Genomic DNA, 23,465 nt, shown 5'->3' on the forward strand with positions numbered 1-23,465 from the left:
TTGTAGAGTCCGTCTCTTCTCTTTTGAGAAGAAAAACCCCTTGGGTGTTGTATGGTTAAGCCTCACGGGCAATTAGTATCAGTTAGCTCAATGCCTCGCAGCACTTACACACCTGACCTATCAACGTTGTAGTCTTCAACAACCCTTTAGAGACCTTAAAGGTCTAGGGATGACTCATCTTGAGGCTCGCTTCCCGCTTAGATGCTTTCAGCGGTTATCGATTCCGAACTTAGCTACCGGGCAATGCATCTGGCGATACAACCCGAACACCAGCGGTTCGTCCACTCCGGTCCTCTCGTACTAGGAGCAGCCCCTCTCAATCATCCAACGCCCACGGCAGATAGGGACCGAACTGTCTCACGACGTTCTAAACCCAGCTCGCGTACCACTTTAAATGGCGAACAGCCATACCCTTGGGACCGACTTCAGCCCCAGGATGTGATGAGCCGACATCGAGGTGCCAAACACCGCCGTCGATATGAACTCTTGGGCGGTATCAGCCTGTTATCCCCGGAGTACCTTTTATCCGTTGAGCGATGGCCCTTCCATTCAGAACCACCGGATCACTATGACCTGCTTTCGCACCTGCTCGAATTGTCATTCTCGCAGTCAAGCGGGCTTATGCCATTGCACTAACCTCACGATGTCCGACCGTGATTAGCCCACCTTCGTGCTCCTCCGTTACTCTTTGGGAGGAGACCGCCCCAGTCAAACTACCCACCAGGCACTGTCCGTAACCCCGATAAGGGGTCGACGTTAGAACATCAAGCATACAAGGGTGGTATTTCAAGATTGACTCCACAACCACTGGCGCGGTTGCTTCAACGTCTCCCACCTATCCTACACATGTAGGGTCAATGTTCAGTGCCAAGCTATAGTAAAGGTTCACGGGGTCTTTCCGTCTAGCCGCGGGTACACAGCATCTTCACTGCGATTTCAATTTCACTGAGTCTCGGGTGGAGACAGCGTGGCCATCATTACGCCATTCGTGCAGGTCGGAACTTACCCGACAAGGAATTTCGCTACCTTAGGACCGTTATAGTTACGGCCGCCGTTTACCGGGGCTTCGATCAAGAGCTTCGACCGAAGTCTAACCCCATCAATTAACCTTCCGGCACCGGGCAGGCGTCACACCGTATACGTCATCTTTCGATTTTGCACAGTGCTGTGTTTTTAATAAACAGTTGCAGCCACCTGGTATCTGCGACTCCCGGCAGCTTAGAGAGCAAGTCTCATCACCGCTAGGAGCGTACCTTCTCCCGAAGTTACGGTACCATTTTGCCTAGTTCCTTCACCCGAGTTCTCTCAAGCGCCTTGGTATTCTCTACCTGATCACCTGTGTCGGTTTGGGGTACGATTTCTTATAATCTGAAGCTTAGAAGCTTTTCCCGGAAGCATGGCATCAATGACTTCACTACCGTAGTAGCTCGACATCGTATCTCAGCCTTAAGATGGTCCGGATTTGCCTAAACCATCAGCCTACATACTTGGACCTGGACAACCGTCGCCAGGCTCACCTAGCCTTCTCCGTCCCTCCATCGCAATTATAAGAAGTACGGGAATATTAACCCGTTTCCCATCGACTACGCCTTTCGGCCTCGCCTTAGGGGTCGACTTACCCTGCCCCGATTAACGTTGGACAGGAACCCTTGATCTTCCGGCGAGGGAGTTTTTCACTCCCTTTATCGTTACTCATGTCAGCATTCGCACTTCTGATACCTCCAGCACACTTTACAATGCACCTTCAACGGCTTACAGAACGCTCCCCTACCCAATATGAACGAGTTCACATTGCCGCAGCTTCGGTGTATAGCTTAGCCCCGTTAAATCTTCCGCGCAGGCCGACTCGACCAGTGAGCTATTACGCTTTCTTTAAATGATGGCTGCTTCTAAGCCAACATCCTGGCTGTCTGAGCCTTCCCACATCGTTTCCCACTTAGCTATAACTTTGGGACCTTAGCTGGCGGTCTGGGTTGTTTCCCTCTTCACGACGGACGTTAGCACCCGCCGTGTGTCTCCCGGATATTACTTACTGGTATTCGGAGTTTGCAAAGGGTTGGTAAGTCGGGATGACCCCCTAGCCTTAACAGTGCTCTACCCCCAGTAGTATTCGTCCGAGGCGCTACCTAAATAGCTTTCGGGGAGAACCAGCTATCTCCGAGTTTGATTGGCCTTTCACCCCTAGCCACAAGTCATCCGCTAATTTTTCAACATTAGTCGGTTCGGTCCTCCAGTAAGTGTTACCTCACCTTCAACCTGCCCATGGCTAGATCACTCGGTTTCGGGTCTAATCCTAGCAACTAATTCGCCCAGTTAAGACTCGGTTTCCCTACGGCTCCCCTAAACGGTTAACCTTGCTACTAAAATTAAGTCGCTGACCCATTATACAAAAGGTACGCAGTCACCCAACAAGTGGGCTCCTACTGCTTGTACGTACACGGTTTCAGGTTCTATTTCACTCCCCTCACAGGGGTTCTTTTCGCCTTTCCCTCACGGTACTGGTTCACTATCGGTCAGTCAGGAGTATTTAGCCTTGGAGGATGGTCCCCCCATGTTCAAACAGGATATCACGTGTCCCGTCCTACTCGATTTCACTAATAAAGCGTTGTTGGTTACGGGGCTATCACCCTGTATCGCGGTACTTTCCAGAACCTTCACCTAACGCTGAACTAACTTAAGGGCTAATCCGGTTTCGCTCGCCGCTACTACCGGAATCTCGGTTGATTTCTCTTCCTCGGGGTACTTAGATGTTTCAGTTCCCCCGGTTCGCTTCATTAACCTATGTATTCAGTTAATGATACTAGCTTATGCTAGTGGGTTTCCCCATTCGGAAATCCCAGACTCAAGTGGCTTTTACTGCCTAATCTGGGCTTATCGCAAGTTAATACGTCCTTCATCGCCTCTGACTGCCAAGGCATCCACCGTGTACGCTTAGTCACTTAACCATACAACCCCAAGAGGTCTTGCATGTTCAAACAACCAAGGTTTGTGTTTAATAATCCGATCAAGAAAATATTAAACATTGGTTTTTCGCCGGACTCATTTATTTGTCTTCACTTTAAAAAGTGAAAGCAAACACAGACACTTGAATGTGTATGTTTTGAGAACTCGTTTTTATTCTTCTTTTACAAGAAGCAACAAAAACATTTTTTAAAATTAATCTTTCGATTAAATTTACTAGTCAGCTTTCCAGATTGTTAAAGAACATGTAATCATCGTTAGATAACCACTTTTTAAAAACACTTTTCATCTCTATAAAAAGAGAAGTATGTTTAAAGAGTGGTGGAGCTATGCGGGATCGAACCGCAGACCTCCTGCGTGCAAGGCAGGCGCTCTCCCAGCTGAGCTATAACCCCAACGATTTAAAAGACTGTACCACCACTTTTTCTGGGAGAAAAAGTGGTGGGTCTGAGTGGACTCGAACCACCGACCTCACCCTTATCAGGGGTGCGCTCTAACCACCTGAGCTACAGACCCAAGTCTTTTTACGTTCTACATTTTAACCAAGCAATCTGTGTGGACACTGCATAAAACAGTATAAGTCTTTAGGTAAGGAGGTGATCCAGCCCCAGGTTCCCCTAGGGCTACCTTGTTACGACTTCACCCCAGTCATGAACCACACCGTGGTAAACGCCCTCCCGAAGGTTAAGCTATCTACTTCTGGTGCAGCCCACTCCCATGGTGTGACGGGCGGTGTGTACAAGGCCCGGGAACGTATTCACCGTGACATTCTGATTCACGATTACTAGCGATTCCGACTTCATGGAGTCGAGTTGCAGACTCCAATCCGGACTACGACGTACTTTGTGGGATTCGCTCACTATCGCTAGTTTGCAGCCCTCTGTATACGCCATTGTAGCACGTGTGTAGCCCTACTCGTAAGGGCCATGATGACTTGACGTCGTCCCCACCTTCCTCCGGTTTATCACCGGCAGTCTCCCTGGAGTTCCCACCATTACGTGCTGGCAAACAAGGATAAGGGTTGCGCTCGTTGCGGGACTTAACCCAACATTTCACAACACGAGCTGACGACAGCCATGCAGCACCTGTCTCAGAGTTCCCGAAGGCACTAAGCTATCTCTAGCGAATTCTCTGGATGTCAAGAGTAGGTAAGGTTCTTCGCGTTGCATCGAATTAAACCACATGCTCCACCGCTTGTGCGGGCCCCCGTCAATTCATTTGAGTTTTAATCTTGCGACCGTACTCCCCAGGCGGTCTACTTAACGCGTTAGCTCCGAAAGCCACGGCTCAAGGCCACAACCTTCAAGTAGACATCGTTTACGGCGTGGACTACCAGGGTATCTAATCCTGTTTGCTCCCCACGCTTTCGCATCTGAGCGTCAGTCTTTGTCCAGGGGGCCGCCTTCGCCACCGGTATTCCTTCAGATCTCTACGCATTTCACCGCTACACCTGAAATTCTACCCCCCTCTACAAGACTCTAGTCTGCCAGTTCAAAATGCTGTTCCGAGGTTGAGCCCCGGGCTTTCACATCTTGCTTAACAGACCGCCTGCATGCGCTTTACGCCCAGTAATTCCGATTAACGCTCGCACCCTCCGTATTACCGCGGCTGCTGGCACGGAGTTAGCCGGTGCTTCTTCTGTTGCTAACGTCAAACAGCTAAGCTATTAACTTAACTGCCTTCCTCACAACTGAAAGTACTTTACAACCCGAAGGCCTTCTTCATACACGCGGCATGGCTGCATCAGGGTTTCCCCCATTGTGCAATATTCCCCACTGCTGCCTCCCGTAGGAGTCTGGACCGTGTCTCAGTTCCAGTGTGGCTGATCATCCTCTCAGACCAGCTAGGGATCGTCGCCTTGGTGAGCCATTACCCCACCAACTAGCTAATCCCACCTGGGCTAATCCTGACGCGAGAGGCCCGAAGGTCCCCCTCTTTGCTCCCATCTCGTAAAAGATCGGAGATTATGCGGTATTAGCTATCGTTTCCAATAGTTATCCCCCACATCAGGGTATATTCCCAGGCATTACTCACCCGTCCGCCGCTCGTCAGCAAAAGAAGCAAGCTTCTTTTCTGTTACCGCTCGACTTGCATGTGTTAGGCCTGCCGCCAGCGTTCAATCTGAGCCATGATCAAACTCTTCAATTAAAGTTTTGTTGTCTCTTTCGAGACGGCTCAATGAATACTGACTTCAAAACTAACTCTTCATAAATAAAGAGTGTAATTTTAAAGCTATTATCGTTCCAACAGAACGATAATGAATTGACTGTGCCAAATAATCTTCTCTATAAATAGATTGGCTTATTTGTATTGGTCACTCAGTTCATTGATAAATCTTTCGACTTAACTATTCAACGAGTGCCCACACAGATTGCATGGTCAAATTGTTAAAGAACAATACTGACTTTCGGTAACCGCTTGCGCCGTTGTCCGTGTCAGTGAGGTCGCATTATAGGGACTTAGATCACATTAGCAAGCGTTAATTTTCTTAATTATCAAAAAAAATACCCATCCGTACGCACTATAATCAAATACTTTAAATACGGTTTAAAATGCATCACCAATTGGTATTTTTTATATATCTATACTGACAGTAATTCATCTATCTATAAGTGAATAGATAAATAGAGACTATTGAGTCAAACAAAAATATCAATATATTTACAAATAAGAACAACAAAGCATAAATAACAACAAAACATTATTAATAAACTTAAATTCACACAGAAATAAAAACAATAAAAACAATTAGTAATAAAAACCCAGATCATAAATAACAATTATTCATATCTTATGGGTATGATAAATCCCCTCATATCATATAATGGTGAGATATATCACAAATAAAGCTAGTCCTTATGTTAGGATTCAGCCCTTTCATTAATTGGCATTTCGTATGTCTCTTTAATTATAATCGAAAGTTATACAGGATTTGCTATGACAAACCAGAATCGCATTCTTCTGACGTGGATAAGTTTCTTATCCTATGCCCTAACTGGATCTCTGATTATCGTTACCGGTATCGTTATGGGAGATATTGCCAAATATTTTGATTTGCCGATATCAAGTATGAGTAACACTTTCACCTTCCTTAATACGGGTATTTTAATCTCTATTTTCCTTAATGTTTGGTTAATGGAGATTGTTCCTCTCAAACGTCAGCTTATTTTTGGTTTTATTCTGATGCTATTAGCAATTCTTGGCCTTATGTTTGGTCATAGTGTTGCTATATTCTCTGGCTGTATGTTTGTTCTCGGTGTTGTAAGTGGTATTACTATGTCGATTGGTACTTACTTAATCACTCATATTTATGACGGGAAAGAACGAGGTTCGCGCTTACTATTTACTGATTCATTTTTCAGTATGGCAGGTATGATTTTTCCTATAATTTCTGCGGCAGTACTTGCACACCACATGCAATGGTATTGGGTATATGCTGCAATCGGTGTTATCTATCTTGCTATTTTCATCTTAACATTGATGTCTACATTCCCAGTGTTAGGTAAAGATGCACCTCAAGAAGCATCGACTAATGAACCTAAAGAAAAATGGGGATTAGGCGTTTTATTCCTCTCTATTGCGGCTTTATGTTACATCCTTGGTCAGCTTGGATTTATTTCTTGGATCCCCGAATATGCAACCCAAAAACTAGGTTTGTCTATTAGTGATGCCGGTCAATTAGTAAGTTACTTCTGGGGAGCTTATATGATTGGTATGTGGATTTTCAGTGTATTATTGAAAAAATTCGACCTGCATTATTTCGTCGTCGTTTTATCTGGATTGGCTACTGTACTGATGTATCTATTTAATAAAGATACCGACCCTCATAATCTAATCTATATAATCTCTGCTCTTGGCTTTATCAGTAGTGCTATTTACACCACTATTATTACGTTAGGATCACAACAAACTAAAGTTTCTTCACCTAAATTAGTTAACTTTATTCTGTTATGCGGCACAATTGGTACCATGTTAACTTTCGTAGTAACAAGCCCGATAGTTAAACACTATGGCACACACGCTGCGTTAGTTACGGCAAATGGTCTTTATGCTGCTGTATTTGTAATGTGTATCTTAGTTGGCTTTGTGACAAAGCACCGTATAAATGGTCACAATGGCCACTAATTAAATAATAGTTATAATAAAAAAGCCTCAAATTTGAACTTCATTTTGAGGCTTTTTTATAATCAATATTTGTTATCAATCTACCAAAACAATAATCCTCAAGAGGATAAAATATCGTATCACTAACTTTATAGCAGTCTATTGATATGCTTAAAAAACATCTATTTGCTTTAGCATGCATTTGTATTAGCCCCGCCACTGTTGCTACCCCTATAACATCACTTTCATCAAACACTGCCAGCTATAACTTGTTTCTTATTCCTAGTCATGCTGTTGATAAAACCGTATTGACTATCAGTAACCGACTTCAACAGCAACAATTATCATCACTTTATAGTCAAGGTTTTCTACCGCATATCACTCTTTATTTAACTGAATATCCAACTAACAACCTCAAATTACTCAAACAAAAAGCACAACAACTTGCCAATCAATGGCATCAATTTGATTTGACGCTGGATCACATTCAACGTACAAAAGGAAATTGGTTAATGCTTGATGTGGACAATACACCTGAACTACAACAATTAGCCGATACTGCTACTATAATGGTGGCTCCACTTCGAACCATAAATCCAACTATTCCGACATGGGTCAACCACTATCCAGAGAAATTAGCGGCTTTTCGACGTTATGGTAGTCCAAATGTCTTTATGAATTTTGAACCTCATATCACCTTATTACCCCAAACAGATTCGCAAAAGCTGACTACATTTATGGCAAATTATGGTGCTCATTTTAAATCGGTGAATTTTAAAGCTCTCGGAATTGGCATCGCAGCAGTCAATAGTAATGGTCAAGCAAAAGCAGAAATCGCAAGTTACTTATTTACTCAATAACAACCACAAAAAAACCTCAATTTTTGATTGAGGTTTTTCAAAATACTTATCTATAAAAATAAAAATGATAGCGATTACTCACTTTCTTCTTCATCCATAAAACGAGCGCGACGTAACTCTGCCTCCGCCATAACCGCGTTAATTTCAGCCATTAAGCCATCAATATCAGCATCAACTTCACTTTCAATATATACGCCTGTTAATTCAGTCTCTGGTGTTAGCGTACCGGCTTGAAATAATGCCCACATTTCTTTGCCATATTGGGTTTCAAGTAGCGCTGGTGCATAGCGACCATAATAATTAGCCATGTTCTTCACATCACGCTCAAACATCCACTTAGCATTATTATTTGCAGAAGCATCTACAGCTTGAGGCAAGTCAATTATGACTGGGCCTTGACCATCGACTAATACATTAAATTCAGATAAATCACCATGAATAAGACCAATGCATAACATACGCTTGATATAATTTATCATTAACGCATGATCACGTAAGGCTTGTTCTTTGGTTAGCGTGATATCATTTAAACGTGGAGCTACAGCGCCATCTGCATCTGTAATTAGCTCCATCAATAACACCCCATCAAAACAACCATAAGGAATGGGAGCACGAACATTTGCTTTTAGCAATAATGACAACGCATCGACTTCTGCTTGTTGCCAAACTTTTTCTTGCTCATCTCGACCAAACTTAGACCCCTTTTCCATCGCGCGAGCACGACGACTATTACGTACTTTACGTCCCTCGCGGTAAGTCACCGCTTTCTTAAAGCTACGTTGGTCAATTTCTTTATAGACTTTAGCACAACAAATTTTGCCACCACTGCGAACAACATACACAGAGGCTTCTTTACCGCTCATCAGTTGAGATAAAACGTCATCAATAAGACCATCTTCAACTAGGGGTTGTAATCGTGGAGGAATCTTCATTACACCTACATTTGTCAGTAACTAGGAATATACCTGTTTATAATATCGCATTATCGCTAGCTGAAATTTTTTAACAAGTAGTGATGAGTGGTTATTTCTCAACAGCCTCACTAGTCATAAAATATCCTAGGATAAGCATGCTCCCCTACATAAAATATTAAACATTAAAAACAACAACATAAAATATCGTTTTTAAAACTACATTCCTTTTTTAGCTACTTTTATCATTTATATTAATAAACACCATCACTCACTAGCTAATGATTTTTCACTATTTAGTTAGTCGCTAAAATAGTATTTTTACGATAAATCGTTTTGCCATCTTTTATTGTTTCCAATACATTTATATCCTTAATGGCTATAGCATCTACAGTGAGAGGATTGTTATCAAGAATGACTAAATCTGCACGCTTACCAACCTCAATAGTTCCTTTGTGTTGATCTTCAAAATTCTGGTAAGCCGCATTTTTGGTAATCGCTTCTAATGCTTGGTAGGCTGTAATTCGATGATGCTTTCCAAGAACGGCGCCACTGCGTGTTACACGATTCACTGCAGACCACATATTTGTCATCATGTCAGGAAATAATACGGGGGCATCCATATGAATGGTAAAGGGGAGTTCCTGAGAGTTAGCCCATCCCATTGGGGAGATATTTGATGCTCGCCATGGCCCTAAGACTGAGTCTCGATGATAATCACCCCAAAAATAGGTATGGGCAGGAAAGAATGATGGGATCATTTCATTCTTTTTCATTCGCTTAATTTGATCTAACCGCGTAGTTTGTGCGTGAATCACAACAGTACGACGATCTTGTTTGCCGTATTTTGTATCCGCTTTCTCGATAGCATTAAGTAAAATATCAGCTGACGCATCACCATTACTATGACTAAGAATTTGTGCTCCAACTTGATAAGCAGTATCAACCCACTGATCCATCTCTTGTTGAGTTAAGACGGGATACCCATGGTAATCATAAGCATGATTATGTGGCACTTCATAATATGGCGAAGAAAGATAAGCTGTTTTTCCTTGCGGAGAACCATCTCCAACCATTTTTATACCAGCAAGAGTAAAGCCGTTAATACTACTTTTCATTGGTAGAACAGCAATCGCTTCAGCTAAATCAACCCACTTAGCATAAGCGAGCATATCAATCTTTAATAGCCCATTTTCTGCCATTTTTTTTAAGGTAGTAATCGTTGGAAGTGTTGCTAAGCCTTCTTGCGCCGTGGTTATACCATAGCTGGCAAACATATCCTGTACCTTGGTAAATTTACGAATAGCATCAACTTCAGAGATAGCAGGAAGATGACTAAGAATCGGATAGATCGCCGACTCTTCAAGTACACCGCTCATTTCACCATTAGCATCACGACGAATAATGCCACCACTAGGATTAGGCGTATCGTTGTTAAACCCAATAAAAGCTAAACCATCACTATTACAAGTCGCTAAGTGCCCTGAAATATGCACAGCACAAAAACGATAACCTTGCGTAAATTTATCTAATTCTTGCTTAGTCGGGTGACGCTTTTCAGCTAATTCCGCATCATCATAGCCAAAAGCGACGTGTAAAATATGTTTATCTTTATTGGGCTGAGAGAAATAACGCTGCATTTTATCCTGCAGATCATTAAGTGAATTAATATCCCCCATTGGAGCAGGATACAAGAACTCACTTTCAATCAATGGAATATATTGAGCAAAATGACCATGTGCATCAATAAACCCTGGCGTGATTGTCTTACCATGAAGATCGCGTATTTGCGTCATTTTTCCTTGATACTGAAGCACTTCCTCATTAGAACCAACAGCAATAATTTGACCATCTTGAATTGCCATTGCTTGAGCTCGATGCAGTTCACTCGTTACAGGAATAATATCACTGTTAATCAAAATTAAATCAGAGCTCGCAAATGCAAAACTAGAAGCGAGCGTAATAACAAGGGGGAAATACTTTGTTTTCTTAATTACGTTGATCTTCATATCTTCCTCTCAAGATAAAATAGTGATTCACATTATTGAATGCATCGCTTATTTTTACTTTTACTGGCTTTACAATAAAGACAGGTTTGATAGGGTAATACGTTCAATAACAAGGACGTTTATTTAATATGCATACTTTAGAGCAACTGAATGCTTTTATTATGGTTTATGAACAAGGTTCATATAGCGCAGCAGCAAAGCTCTTAGGTAAATCTCGTACCACAGTAAGAGAGCTTATTATCACATATGAAGATACGGTAGGTTATTCGTTGTTTCTTATTGATGGACGTAAAGCAATCCCAAGCGATAAAGCTCATCAACTCTACTTTCATGCCAAGGTAGTTGAGAAACAAAATAGAGATTTACATTGCTATAGTCAGGCGTTATTTGAACAACAAGTACACACTATAAATATTGTACATGATGTGATTGTGCCTTTAATGCTAATGAGTAACATTGAGCGAAAAATCAAAGCGACTTACTCACACTTAGCAATTAACTGGTTACATAGAACACGCCAAGAAGCATTGATTATATTACAAAATGGCCAAGCAGATCTCGCTATAATGCCAGATAGAGGAATGTTGTTCCCAGAAACAGAGATAACGTGGGTAACTTTAGGCTCACTGCACTTAAAATGTTATGCCAGAAAAAACTCGCCATTACTAATATCAAAACCGCATGATACTGAAGTGACAATCCATCATTTACAAAATGAAACGCAATATATTACTGAAAACTTTTTCAGTATGAATATGGGCTTTGCTAAAGTATCTCCAAAAATACAAATAATTAGTAACAATGATCTGCTGTGTGAATTGTTAAAATATAATGGTTGGGCTGCTATGCCTGAGGCCTACATGAAGAACCATCTCAAATCAGGTGATTTAGTAGAGGTCAATATTAAGGAAATAAGCAACAGTCGTTTGATATCTTTAAATGTTTATTTCAAAGTTGGAAAAGATACTCAAGAACTATTTAAAAATACAATTAACTGGGTAGTTGAAATATCCTCGTCATCCCTTCAATAACATACGCTTTTAGATTATTTCTTTAACCATTTTGTACTGTCGATAGCATCATTATCTATCAACAAAATAGCAGATGCAGAAAATCACCTGTTAAAGACAGGATATGAACCAGACGTTGAATATGGGGTGCAATAACATGGGAATAAATGTAACTAGGGGACTTAAACCCGCTTTCCTTTGATTGATGACAAGGTGAAAAGCGAACTTAAGAAATTTAGAATAACGATAAGGCAAAAAAAAAGCCTCAATCTTACGATTAAGGCTTTCTTCTGAAATTTGGTGCCCGAGGACGGACTTGAACCGTCACTCCCGAAGGAAACGGATTTTGAATCCGTCGTGTATACCAATTTCACCACTCGGGCTGATGGCGGCTATTATACGTATATCATGTTGATGCGCAAGTACTAATATAGCGTATTTATCATATAAATACTCAAGCGTTGGTATTTTAAACTAAACGGGCATTATTGGCGTGAATCAAACCACTACCGTCAATGACTCATGAATATATTTTGTAGCAATTTAGTTCATTCATTCATTCGTATTTAGTTTACTGCTACACTGCCGCCCATAAGGATTTGTTCAACCATTATTGATACAGGAACCATCATGAAGAAAACCAAACCACAACACGCTAAGCCTTCACACCAATATCCAAGCTTATTACGTCGTTTAGGCGCTTGGTTCTACGATACTCTTATCGTCGCAGCTCTTTTAATGGTTGCTGGTGCACTTGCGATGGCAATCGTTGCGGTACTGCTTCATTTTGGTGTGCTTGCATTAGGTGACTACCAAGATGCCAGTAACTATTTAATATCAGATCCAACTGCTAGCATGTTATATAGCGCCTATCTAGCACTAGTCATTATTGGGTTTTATAGTTACTTTTGGACCCAAGCAGGGCAAACATTGGGGATGCGAGCATGGAAATTAAAACTTCAAAATGAAGATGGCTCTCGCATTAAAATCACTCAAGCCTTTATTCGTATTGCGACGTCAGCATTTGGTTTGGGTAACTTACTCGCGTTTAATGATCGACGCCGATCAATGCAAGATATTATGGCGGAATGTGAAATGGTCGTTACTGAAAAAGGCCATTAATACATAATCAGCCCCAAGAAAAACCACTAATAAAAAAGGAGCCCTTTGGCTCCTTTTTTAATCGCTATAATTTACGTCGAAGTAAATAAATAGTAATAGCTAAAAACACCAGACTAGGCGCCAGAGCACCAATAACAGGGGGTAAGTTATAGACTAAACTCATCGGCCCAAACACTTCATTAGAGATATAAAATGCAAAACCAAAAATAACCCCAGATAATACTCGCGCTCCCATCGTCACTGACCGTAATGGCCCAAAGACAAAGGATAATGCTAGTAGCATCATAACTCCAATAGAAACTGGCTGTAGTGCTTTACGCCAAAAAGCAAGCTCATAACGCATAGCATCTTGCTTAGATTCTTTTAAATAACCGACATAATCATATAACCCCGAAAGTGATAACTCTTCAGGTTTTACAGTAACCACGGCTAACTTATCTGGAGTTAAGGTTGTTTGCCATTTTTTGGTGTCGTAATGGGTATTAGTAATCTGCGCTTTATTGGTCATATCCGTTACAGTCACATTATGCATCGTCCAGCCCTTTTGAACGTCATAGCTGGCTGTTTTAGCTGATAACACATCAAGCAGTTTATCTTGGCTATTAAATTGCCAAATATTGACCACATCGATCTGGTTTTTATCATGTACGCGACCAAGATAAATAAAGTCATTATCATCTTTCGCCCACACACCACTTTGAACCGATAGCATACTACCGCCACTGATCCATAAAGATCGTAACTCACGAGCGGCTTTTTGTGCCTGCGGTGCGCCCCATTGGCCAAGTAACGTCACAATGATCATTAACGGCACAGCTGTTTTTAAGGTCGATAAACCGATATCTAACTTAGAAAAACCCGCCGCTTGCATCACCACCAACTCAGAGCTTGAAGCTAACATCCCTAAGCCAATCAAAGCCCCTAGCAATACAGCCATTGGAAAGAATGTCACGATATCTTGTGGCATAGATAACAACACAAAATATAATGCTTTGAGTAGATCATAACTACCTTGACCCACTTTACGTAGCTGCTCAACATATTTAATGATGGCAGAGAGTCCGACAAGCGTTGATAAAGTTAATGCCGATGTTGCGATAATAGTTCGGCCAATATACCAGTCGAGAATTTTAAACATTAACCACGTCTCCGTAATTTATCTTTGAGGCGTCGAACCGGTAAGCTATCCCAGCTATTTAAACCAATTGCGATTAATAATGCACCAATATTGATCGGCCACATTCCCATCCACCCCGGAATAAAGCCATCTTCAATCGCAGATTTTGCTGATGATATTGCAAGGAAATACGCTAAATAAATTAATACCGCAGGCGCTAATTTTGCAAACCGCCCTTGACGAGGGTTAACGGCGGATAATGGCACTACAATCATAACTAATAATGGAATACATAGAATTAACGATAATCGCCATTGCAATTCAGCCGTTGCTGCTAGACTTGGATCTTTTAATAATTCCGCGGTAGTTTTTGCTTCCCAATCACGATCACCCTGTTTTACTTTACGCTGACCAATTAAGGCTTGGTAATCATCAAATTGAGTAATGCCATAATTCAACTGCGTTGGTACACCTTCATAACGCGTACCTTGTTGTAAATCCAACATTTGACGCCCATCGGCTTGTTCAGTCACAAAACCACGTTTCGCCACCATTACGCTAGGTTGCAATGTATCTTGCGCTTTTAATTGAGCGACAAATACATTATGCAGCTTAGAGCCTTTATCGGTAATATCATTCACAAATACCACCCCAGAGCCATTAGGTGCCATTTGAAAAGTACCTTTCACCAACATATTTAAACCTGGATCGGCTTTAGCTTGATCGGTGATCTGTTCAATTTTATATTGAGCCCATGGTGCAACCCATAATGCGTTGGCTGTTGCTATTGAACCAGTAATTAATGCTAATGCTAATGCGGCACGAATAAGAAACTTATTCCCCATGCCGGTAGCGCTCATTACCGTAATTTCACTCTCAGCGTACAAACGACCAAATGTGAGTAAAATACCAATATATAAACTCAGTGGTAACATCAGCAATGCCATTGCTGGAATAGAAAGCCCCATTAAAGTCACAATCAGATCACTCGGGATCGAACCATCGGTCGCTTGTGCTAAAATGCGAATGAACTTTTGGCTAATAAAAACAAGAAAAAGCACAAAAAGTACGGCTAATTGGCTTTTTACTGTTTCTCTCGTCAAATACCTAACAATAATCACGCGTTATTATTCCCATAGAAAACTTGTTTTTTTGATGGAATCACTATAGTTTTTCGTTAAATTAGTTATTTTTTTATCTTTCGGCTGAATGTAAGTCCACGCTTTAAGCCTATACCGAAATCTCGGCAGAGCAAGCAAGTGTGGTATTATCTAACATTTAGCGTTAATTGTCTTTATAGGATGTTAGGAGTACGCATGGAGTTCAGTGTCAAAAGCGGTAGCCCCGAAAAACAGCGCAGTGCATGTATTGTCGTGGGCGTATTTGAACCACGTCGCCTCTCTCCAATCGCGGAACAGCTAGACAAAATTAGTGATGGCTATATTAGCTCATTATTACGTCGTGGTGACCTTGAAGGTAAGCCTGGACAGATGTTGTTATTACATCATGTTCCCAACGTATTGTCAGAACGAGTATTACTGGTTGGTTGTGGTAAAGAGCGTGAACTTGACGAACGCCAATACAAACAAATTATCAAAAAAACCATTAGTACCTTAAATGAAACCGGTTCAATGGAAGCCGTCTGTTTCCTTACCGAGCTACATGTTAAAGGTCGAGATACCTACTGGAAAGTACGCCAAGCAGTAGAAACGACCAAAGATAGCCTTTATACCTTTAACCAGTTTAAAAGTAACAAGCCAGAGACACGACGTCCACTACGCAAGTTAGTTTTTAATGTACCAACTCGTCGTGAGCTTTCTTTGGGCGAACGTGCTATTGCACATGGTCTTGCTATTTCATCGGGTGTTAAAGCCAGTAAAGATCTTGGTAATATGCCGCCTAACGTGGCTAATCCTGCATATTTAGCCTCACAAGCACGTCGTTTAGCTGATGATTTTGAAACGGTAAGTACCAAAATTATTGGGGAGCAAGAAATGGCAACCTTAGGTATGACATCATACCTTGCTGTTGGTCAAGGCTCTAAAAATGAAGCCATGATGTCAGTGATTGAATACAAGGGCCATCCTGATCCTGAAACTAAACCTATTGTATTGGTCGGTAAAGGTTTAACGTTTGATTCAGGTGGTATTTCTATCAAACCTGGCGCTCAAATGGACGAAATGAAATACGACATGTGTGGCGCAGCTTCTGTGTTTGGTACCATGAAAGCATTAGCGAAACTTAATCTGCCTATCAATGTCGTTGGTATTCTTGCAGGTTGTGAAAATATGCCTGGTGGTGGTGCTTACCGCCCTGGTGATATTTTAACCACCATGTCAGGTCAAACCGTTGAAGTCTTAAATACTGATGCCGAAGGCCGTTTAGTATTATGTGATACATTAACCTATGTTGAGCGTTTTGAACCTGAGTGCGTCGTTGACGTTGCGACGTTAACAGGAGCATGTGTGGTAGCTCTTGGCCACCACATCAGTGGTTTAATGGGTAATCATAATCCACTTGCTCATGAAATTATTAATGCCTCTGAACAATCAGGCGATCGCGCTTGGCGTTTACCGATGAGTGATGAATATCAAGAGCAAATCGCAAGTCCATTTGCTGATATGGCAAACTTAGGTTCTCCAGGTGCGGGAACAATTACGGCAGGGTGTTTCTTATCTCGTTTTACTAAGAAGTATAACTGGGCTCACCTCGATATTGCCGGTACTGCTTGGAAAGGTGGTGCAGCGAAAGGCTCAACCGGACGTCCGGTGCCCTTGTTAGTCCAATTCCTCCTCAATAGAGCAGGCCAAGAGATTGTCGAATAAGACATTCAAAAGGGCCTTTGGCCCTTTTCTTTTAGGACATAATTTATGACTCATGCTACGTTTTATATATTAAATGATGATCAAGCTGGTACTGAAAATGATTTTCAGTGTCATTTTGCTTGTCATTGCGCGGCCATGAGTTACCGTCAGGGACTACGTGTATTCTTACTTGCAGCAAATAAACAACAAGCAGAACAAATAGATGAATATCTATGGCAACAAGATCCTGACAACTTTGTTCCTCACAATTTAATTGGAGAGGGACCAAGAGGCGGATCGCCGGTTGAGATTGGTTGGCCTGGTTTACGTTATAGCGGACACCGAGCAGTATTAATTAATTTAGCTGAAATTGTCGCAAATTTTGCGGTTAGCTTTGCACAAGTGGTAGACTTTGTCCCTTGCGATGAAACGCTCAAACAGCAGGCGCGTGAGCGTTACAAGGCTTATCGCCTTGCTGGCATTCAAATTACGACTGTCAATGCTGTTATTGAGACGCCTTAATTCCACATAGAATAGAACCCTTCTAAGAGCGCTATGGAAAAGACATACAACCCACAATCAATTGAACAAGCGCTTTATCAGCGCTGGGAAGAGGCTGGCTACTTTAAGCCTCATGGTGATACATCTAAAGATGCTTACAGCATTATGATCCCGCCACCAAACGTCACAGGCAGCCTTCATATGGGCCACGCATTCCAAGATACCATTATGGATACCTTGATTCGTTGTGAGCGTATGAAAGGTAAAAACACCCTATGGCAGGTTGGTACTGACCACGCAGGTATTGCTACCCAAATGGTTGTGGAGCGTAAGATCGCTGCTGAAGAAGGCAAAACAAAACACGATTATGGTCGTGATGCTTTCATCGATAAGATCTGGGAATGGAAAAACGAATCTGGTGGCACAATCACCAAACAGCTTCGTCGCCTTGGCGCATCGGTAGACTGGGATCGTGAGCGCTTCACGATGGATGATGGTCTATCAAATGCAGTACAAGAAGTTTTCGTTCGCCTATACCAAGAAGATCTACTTTACCGTGGTAAGCGTCTGGTTAACTGGGATCCAAAACTACACACAGCAATCTCTGACATCGAAGTTGAAAACAAAGATGTTAAAGGTCACATGTGGCACTTCCGTTACCCATTAGCTGATGGCGTACAAACTGCCGATGGTAAAGACTACATTGTAGTAGCAACAACGCGTCCAGAAACCATGCTGGGTGATACTGGTGTTGCTGTTAACCCTGAAGATCCACGCTACAAAGATCTAATCGGTAAAGAAATCATTCTACCTATCGTTGGCCGTCGCATCCCTATTTTAGGTGATGAACATGCGGACATGGATAAAGGTACTGGTTGTGTGAAAATCACTCCAGCACACGATTTCAATGACTACGAAGTAGGTAAGCGTCATAGCCTACCAATGATCAACATCCTAACCTTCAACGCTGATATTCGTGATGCGGCTGAAGTCTTCACCACTAACGGCGAAGAAAGCGATGTTTACAGCACTGAAATCCCTGCGAAATACCAAGGTATGGAGCGTTTTGCAGCCCGTAAAGCTATCGTTGCTGAATTTGACGAGCTAGGTCTGCTAGAAGAAATTAAAGATCATGATCTCACCATTCCTTATGGTGATCGTGGTGGCGTGGTTATTGAACCAATGCTAACTGCACAATGGTACGTTCGCGCGGCACCATTAGCTGAACCGGCTATTCAAGCAGTTGAAAATGGTGATATCCAATTCGTACCTAAGCAATACGAAAACATGTACTTCTCTTGGATGCGCGATATTCAAGACTGGTGTATTTCACGTCAACTTTGGTGGGGTCACCGCATTCCAGCTTGGTACGACAACGACGGTAAAGTTTACGTTGGTCGTAACGAAGCAGAAGTGCGTGAAAAGTACAACCTAGCACCTGTTGTGGTTCTAAACCAAGACAACGACGTACTTGATACATGGTTCTCTTCAGCACTATGGACATTTGGTACGCAAGGCTGGCCAGAAAACACCGCTGATCTTCAAACCTTCCACCCATCTGATGTGTTGGTTACTGGTTTTGATATCATCTTCTTCTGGGTTGCGCGTATGATCATGATGACCATGCACTTCTGTAAAGATGAAGACGGCAAAGCACAAGTACCGTTTAAAACTGTTTACGTAACCGGTCTTATCCGTGACGAAAACGGCGATAAAATGTCTAAGTCTAAGGGTAACGTAATCGACCCTATCGACATGATCGACGGTATTGATCTTGAGTCTCTTGTTGAGAAGCGTTGTGGCAACATGATGCAACCACAACTTGCAGCGAAGATTGAAAAAGCAACCCGTAAGACATTTGAAGCAGGTATTGAACCATACGGTACCGATGCGCTACGTTTCACTCTTGCTGCTATGGCTTCAACTGGCCGTGACATCAACTGGGACATGAAGCGTCTTGAAGGTTACCGTAACTTCTGTAACAAGCTATGGAACGCAAGCCGTTACGTACTGATGAATACAGAAGATCAAGATTGTGGTTTTGCAGCAGGTAGCGAGCTTGAATACTCACTGGCTGATAAGTGGATTGAATCACAATTCCAACTAGCTGCGAAAGAATTCAATACCCATATTGATAACTTCCGTCTAGATATGGCTGCGGGTGTACTTTACGAGTTCATCTGGAACCAATTCTGTGACTGGTACTTAGAGCTAACTAAACCTGTTTTATGGAAAGGCACTGAAGCACAACAACGTGCAACACGTCATACTCTAATCACAGTGCTTGAGAAGACATTACGTCTGGCTCACCCGGTATTACCTTACATCACTGAATCAATCTGGCAGAGCGTTAAGCCGCTAGTTGATGGTGTTGAAGGTGAAACCATCATGAATCAGGCATTGCCTCAGTTTGATGAAGCACAGTTTGACCAAGCTGCAATCACTGACATTGAGTTTGTTAAAGCGTTTATCACTAGCATTCGTAACCTACGTGCTGAATATGATATCGCGCCAAGCAAGCCATTATCCGTCATGCTAAAAGTCGCTGACGCTGCTGATGCAACACGCGTTGAAGCAAATCTAACAGTACTGAAATCTCTAGCAAAACTAGAAGAAGTTAACGTATTGGCTGACGGTGAAGCAACGCCAGCTTGTGCAACAGCGCTTGTTGGTAAATCTGAATTGATGATCCCAATGGCGGGTCTAATCGATAAAGACGCTGAACTGGCACGTTTAGATAAAGAAATCGCAAAGATGGAAGGCGAAATCAAACGCACTTCTGGCAAGCTAAGTAACGAAGGTTTCGTTGCTAAAGCACCTGAAATCGTGATCACTAAAGAACGTGAGAAGCTCGCAGGTTATGAAGAAACGCTAGTTAAACTAACTGAGCAAAAAGCAACTATTGCTGCGCTATAAGTTTTAACTAAACACTAAAAACAAAAAACCGACGTAATAACGTCGGTTTTTTTATATTTAAAAATCAACTAATTAAAAAATCAGACCTCAATAAAAAGCCCTGACTCATAATTAATCATTATTAACCATTGCTGAAATATAAATAACCAGATATTGTTAATGATAATTATTCGCAATTAAAGAGTGTGCCGAGAGGGTCTTACTATGAAAAAAACTATTAGCTTTGCTGTTATTCATTTTACGGTCGCTTTTAGCGTCGCTTACCTACTAACAGGAGATATTCTTATTGGTAGTTTAATTGCAATGATTGAACCGATGGTTAATACCGTAGCTTTTTATTTTCATGAACAAACATGGCAGCGCCCAACACTGACATCATCACGCTTTAGTGCCCCACATTACAAAACTATCAGTTTTGCTGTATTACATTTTAGTGTCGCTTTTGGGGTTGTCTATTTACTGACTGGCGATATCGTTATTGGTAGTGTTATGGCAATGATTGAACCTGCTATTAATACTCTAGCTTATTATTTTCATGAACGAGTATGGCAGCGACATACCACTACATCAAAAACATGGTTTCATCATCTAAGTTGTAAACACTAAAGATCACCGTATTAAAATAACGGGACTTCTTAAAAAAAACCGCTGACATCAGCGGTTTTAAGTTTAAACAATCAAATAAATCAATAGCTTTGTTTTAAATGATAGACTCGCAAACCTTGCATTACTTCATCAAAACTAGCAGAACCAATATATTTAATTTGACGTTGGTGTTCAGGCACAAGGGTAAAACTTGAATCTTCAAATCGCCCCTCACCTTCAAATTCTAAGTGCACAAAAAATGCGGGCTTGCTACTGCTTAGCATTACCACGATATCATTATTGTGCTCAGCAACTTCAAAGCGCAAATCAGGGCAAGCTAACTCACAATATTTAGGGCGAGCTGGAAACCATGTGTTTTCTATTAATTGCTGGCCACTATGCAAATGCACATGGAAAAAGCCGTCTTGTTCATGGCCATCTAAATCTTCATTTAGCCATTCCCACACCACTTTGGTTGAATCAGCTTCTAAGTATTGTGCTATTGGCTCACGGTAAAGGATCTCACCTTCCCAGCTTTGCCATACGACTTCACCTTTTAACTCGGTATTTTTACGACCATCATTAACCAAATGGAGCTTTAATCCATGTTGATCTCGAGTAAAAGTCGCCATTTGTGGCGCAAAAAAACGACGCGCATGGTAATGCAATTGTTTCCAACGTCCGCTGTATTCTAGCGATGACCATGAACTTACAGGCCAACAATCATTTAACTGCCAAAACAGCATTCCACGATTGGTTGGTTTTTGAGTACGCCAATATTCTGCTGCCGTTTTAACTGCGAGTGCTTGCTGTACTTGCGATAAATACAACATATTGACAAACCCATTTGGAAAACGGAAATAACGGGTAAACATCTCAGTAATGATCGAATTACCATTACCGCTTTTCTGATGACTCTCAAAACTTGGTGAGCTGATATTCCAATCTTGCTCTGGCAAATAACTTTTCACTGTCGGCAGTGACGGCCAAGATTGAAAACCAAATTCAGAACAAAAACGAGGGGTAACTTGTAGATAAGCATCAAACTCTTTACCACTATCCCACACATCCCAACAGTGCATATCACCGCGTTGCGGATCATGGTGCCAAGTATCAATAATATCCAGTTCACCATTACACGGAGAGCTAGCCCAGAAGCGTCGTGATGGATCTTCACGCTCGACCACTTCTGCTAAGGTGTTATTAAGACGATCATAATTAATCAAATGTTTTTCACGATGTTGCCGTGACTCAGGATCACGATCAATCGCCCCTAACACCTCATTATCACCACACCATAACACTAAACTTGGATGATCTTTTAAGCGTCGAACTTGGTATTCAACTTCTTGCTCAACTTCAGCAATAAAGTCAGGGGTTGATGGGTATAGCGCATTGGCAAACATTAAATCTTGCCAAACAAGTAGCCCCAATTCATCACAAAGATTATAGAAAATATCTTTTTCATACATACCCCCGCCCCACACGCGGAGCATATTCATATTTGCGGCTGCAGCATCGGTTAACAGACTGCGATAGCGTTGCTCAGTCATACGCGCAGGCATAGCATCTAGTGGAATCCAATTGGCACCACGGGCTGAAATTGGCACATCATTAACCATCACGACCATACTCTGGCCCTGATCATCATCTTTAGTTACAACGTCTAATTTACGCAAACCAATTTGCTTAGTGAGCGTTATTCCATCAGCTTCAAGTGCCAATTTATATAAGCGTTGCTTGCCATAACCCGCAGGCCACCAGTGACGAGGATTATCAATTCTAAAAATAACACTGGCTTTGGTTGCTTCACGATCGAGAGTCAGGTGAAAAGTTTGACCATCAAAGATAACGGCAGCATTAGCCAGTCCTTTTTCAGAGACAACTTCATAATGTAACGTAACCGTTAGTTCACACTCTTGCTGATGCCATTTCTGTTTAGTTGCTAAGTGACTAATACGTACATGTTCAATTGGCTGCAGCACAATATCACCGTAAACACCTAAAACTGATAAGCAAATACTCCAATCCCAACCACTGTGGAACTGTGGTTTACGCAGCGTATTCATAAATGGAATTTGGTTATTACCTTTCGCCCATGGCACTGGGAATGGTAATTTATCTGCACGATTTTTTGCTGCAAGATCAGCACGATGTAATACAATTTCAATACGATTCATACCAACTTGCAAACAACTTAATACATCCACTTTATGGCGCATGAACATATTATTAAAATCGGCAACAGTATGACCATTAATACGAATTTCAGCTACTGTATCAAGCTGGTTCAATACCAAATCCATGGCATTGCACGTCAGTTGTTCAGCAGTTAATTCAAAGTGGCGGCTGACAATCCAGTCGCACTCACCAACCCACTGAATTTTTTTTTCATTGGTTGCCCAATAAGGATCAGGGATCTCTCCAGCTGCATATAATGCTGAGTGAACATCACCCGGCAAATCAATATGAAGGTCTTGAATTGCTGAACGCTGAACACACGCAAGCAACCACTGGCCATTAAGTGAGATTGTCATCAATCACTCCAATACTGAATATATTCAG

Annotated in this window: 13 protein-coding genes, 3 tRNA genes and 2 rRNA genes; 8 read left to right on the forward strand and 10 right to left on the reverse strand. The window is 41.9% G+C overall.

Going from position 1 to position 23,465, the window contains the following annotated elements; genetic code table 11:
- Nucleotides 1-51: 51 nt before the first annotated feature.
- The 4 genes from OC457_RS11975 to OC457_RS11990 all read right to left on the reverse strand — a co-directional run bounded on the left by OC457_RS11975 (nucleotide 52) and on the right by OC457_RS11990 (nucleotide 5,109).
- Nucleotides 52-2,945: ribosomal RNA gene (locus OC457_RS11975) — 23S ribosomal RNA — on the reverse strand.
- 335 nt (nucleotides 2,946-3,280) lie between these two features.
- Nucleotides 3,281-3,356 (reverse strand) — tRNA-Ala (locus tag OC457_RS11980).
- A 44-nt stretch (nucleotides 3,357-3,400) separates the two neighbouring features.
- Nucleotides 3,401-3,477: transfer RNA gene (locus OC457_RS11985), tRNA-Ile, on the reverse strand.
- A gap of 73 nt (nucleotides 3,478-3,550) precedes the next feature.
- Nucleotides 3,551-5,109, reverse strand: a 16S ribosomal RNA gene (locus OC457_RS11990).
- Together the 16S and 23S rRNA genes with 2 tRNA genes alongside form the textbook arrangement of a ribosomal RNA operon.
- A gap of 789 nt (nucleotides 5,110-5,898) precedes the next feature.
- Between OC457_RS11990 and tsgA the strand changes: the two genes are divergently transcribed.
- A complete protein-coding gene (gene tsgA / locus OC457_RS11995) occupies nucleotides 5,899-7,086 on the forward strand; it encodes an MFS transporter TsgA (protein ID WP_080174878.1) in 1,188 nt (395 codons plus the stop codon).
- A 146-nt stretch (nucleotides 7,087-7,232) separates the two neighbouring features.
- Nucleotides 7,233-7,925 (forward strand): 2'-5' RNA ligase family protein, encoded by a 693-nt coding sequence (locus OC457_RS12000; RefSeq protein ID WP_080174879.1) that lies wholly within the window; start codon nucleotides 7,233-7,235, stop codon nucleotides 7,923-7,925.
- A gap of 74 nt (nucleotides 7,926-7,999) precedes the next feature.
- On the opposite strand, the gene OC457_RS12005 is transcribed toward OC457_RS12000, so the two are convergent.
- Entirely contained in the window at nucleotides 8,000-8,857 is an 858-nt protein-coding gene (locus OC457_RS12005; RefSeq protein WP_080174880.1) for a PA4780 family RIO1-like protein kinase, read from the reverse strand.
- Nucleotides 8,858-9,132: 275 nt separating this feature from the next.
- Nucleotides 9,133-10,845 carry an amidohydrolase gene (locus OC457_RS12010; protein ID WP_080174881.1) on the reverse strand — a complete coding sequence of 571 codons (1,713 nt, stop codon included), beginning with the start codon at nucleotides 10,843-10,845 and terminating at the stop codon, nucleotides 9,133-9,135.
- A 128-nt stretch (nucleotides 10,846-10,973) separates the two neighbouring features.
- On the opposite strand from OC457_RS12010, the gene OC457_RS12015 reads away from it, so the two are divergent.
- Complete coding sequence (locus tag OC457_RS12015; RefSeq protein WP_080174882.1) at nucleotides 10,974-11,876, forward strand: LysR family transcriptional regulator; 903 nt, start codon at nucleotides 10,974-10,976, stop codon at nucleotides 11,874-11,876.
- Between the two features lie 277 nt (nucleotides 11,877-12,153).
- Here OC457_RS12015 and OC457_RS12020 read toward each other — a convergent pair.
- Nucleotides 12,154-12,238, reverse strand: a tRNA-Leu gene (locus OC457_RS12020).
- Nucleotides 12,239-12,485: 247 nt separating this feature from the next.
- On the opposite strand from OC457_RS12020, the gene OC457_RS12025 reads away from it, so the two are divergent.
- Nucleotides 12,486-12,977 (forward strand): RDD family protein, encoded by a 492-nt coding sequence (locus OC457_RS12025; RefSeq protein WP_210436082.1) that lies wholly within the window; start codon nucleotides 12,486-12,488, stop codon nucleotides 12,975-12,977.
- 64 nt (nucleotides 12,978-13,041) lie between these two features.
- On the opposite strand, the gene lptG is transcribed toward OC457_RS12025, so the two are convergent.
- Both lptG and lptF read right to left on the reverse strand, forming a co-directional pair.
- Complete coding sequence (gene lptG, locus OC457_RS12030) at nucleotides 13,042-14,115, reverse strand: LPS export ABC transporter permease LptG (protein WP_080174884.1); 1,074 nt, start codon at nucleotides 14,113-14,115, stop codon at nucleotides 13,042-13,044.
- Nucleotides 14,115-15,215, reverse strand: a complete 1,101-nt coding sequence (lptF, locus tag OC457_RS12035; RefSeq protein WP_080174885.1) for an LPS export ABC transporter permease LptF — start codon at nucleotides 15,213-15,215, stop codon at nucleotides 14,115-14,117. Before lptF ends, lptG begins: the two co-directional genes overlap by 1 nt.
- A 195-nt stretch (nucleotides 15,216-15,410) precedes the next feature.
- Here lptF and pepA point away from each other — a divergent pair, with 195 nt between their 5' ends.
- From pepA to OC457_RS12055, 4 genes are all read left to right on the forward strand, one after another.
- Nucleotides 15,411-16,919 (forward strand): leucyl aminopeptidase, encoded by a 1,509-nt coding sequence (gene pepA, locus OC457_RS12040; RefSeq protein ID WP_080174886.1) that lies wholly within the window; start codon nucleotides 15,411-15,413, stop codon nucleotides 16,917-16,919.
- 45 nt (nucleotides 16,920-16,964) lie between these two features.
- Nucleotides 16,965-17,420, forward strand: a complete 456-nt coding sequence (locus OC457_RS12045; RefSeq protein WP_080174887.1) for a DNA polymerase III subunit chi — start codon at nucleotides 16,965-16,967, stop codon at nucleotides 17,418-17,420.
- A gap of 33 nt (nucleotides 17,421-17,453) precedes the next feature.
- On the forward strand, nucleotides 17,454-20,315 hold the full coding sequence (locus OC457_RS12050; protein ID WP_080174888.1) for a valine--tRNA ligase: 2,862 nt from the start codon (nucleotides 17,454-17,456) through the stop codon (nucleotides 20,313-20,315).
- A gap of 204 nt (nucleotides 20,316-20,519) precedes the next feature.
- Nucleotides 20,520-20,921: a DUF2061 domain-containing protein gene (locus OC457_RS12055; protein ID WP_080174889.1), complete on the forward strand. Its 402-nt coding sequence runs from the start codon at nucleotides 20,520-20,522 to the stop codon at nucleotides 20,919-20,921.
- Between the two features lie 80 nt (nucleotides 20,922-21,001).
- Here OC457_RS12055 and OC457_RS12060 read toward each other — a convergent pair whose 3' ends face one another.
- On the reverse strand, nucleotides 21,002-23,437 hold the full coding sequence (locus tag OC457_RS12060) for a beta-mannosidase (RefSeq protein WP_080174890.1): 2,436 nt from the start codon (nucleotides 23,435-23,437) through the stop codon (nucleotides 21,002-21,004).
- Between the last annotated feature and the right edge of the window lie 28 nt (nucleotides 23,438-23,465).

This window comes from Photobacterium toruni, from assembly GCF_024529955.1.
GTDB lineage: Bacteria > Pseudomonadota > Gammaproteobacteria > Enterobacterales > Vibrionaceae > Photobacterium > Photobacterium toruni.

Bases quoted from the DNA above. Each gene is read 5' to 3' on its own strand.
- tsgA (WP_080174878.1), top strand. From the start codon at position 5,899: ATGACAAACCAGAATCGCATTCTTCTGACGTGGATAAGTTTCTTATCC.
- OC457_RS12000 (WP_080174879.1), top strand. From the start codon at position 7,233: ATGCTTAAAAAACATCTATTTGCTTTAGCATGCATTTGTATTAGCCCC.
- OC457_RS12005 (WP_080174880.1), bottom strand. From the start codon at position 8,857: ATGAAGATTCCTCCACGATTACAACCCCTAGTTGAAGATGGTCTTATT.
- OC457_RS12010 (WP_080174881.1), bottom strand. From the start codon at position 10,845: ATGAAGATCAACGTAATTAAGAAAACAAAGTATTTCCCCCTTGTTATT.
- OC457_RS12015 (WP_080174882.1), top strand. From the start codon at position 10,974: ATGCATACTTTAGAGCAACTGAATGCTTTTATTATGGTTTATGAACAA.
- OC457_RS12025 (WP_210436082.1), top strand. From the start codon at position 12,486: ATGAAGAAAACCAAACCACAACACGCTAAGCCTTCACACCAATATCCA.
- lptG (WP_080174884.1), bottom strand. From the start codon at position 14,115: ATGTTTAAAATTCTCGACTGGTATATTGGCCGAACTATTATCGCAACA.
- pepA (WP_080174886.1), top strand. From the start codon at position 15,411: ATGGAGTTCAGTGTCAAAAGCGGTAGCCCCGAAAAACAGCGCAGTGCA.
- OC457_RS12045 (WP_080174887.1), top strand. From the start codon at position 16,965: ATGACTCATGCTACGTTTTATATATTAAATGATGATCAAGCTGGTACT.
- OC457_RS12050 (WP_080174888.1), top strand. From the start codon at position 17,454: ATGGAAAAGACATACAACCCACAATCAATTGAACAAGCGCTTTATCAG.
- OC457_RS12055 (WP_080174889.1), top strand. From the start codon at position 20,520: ATGAAAAAAACTATTAGCTTTGCTGTTATTCATTTTACGGTCGCTTTT.
- OC457_RS12060 (WP_080174890.1), bottom strand. From the start codon at position 23,437: ATGACAATCTCACTTAATGGCCAGTGGTTGCTTGCGTGTGTTCAGCGT.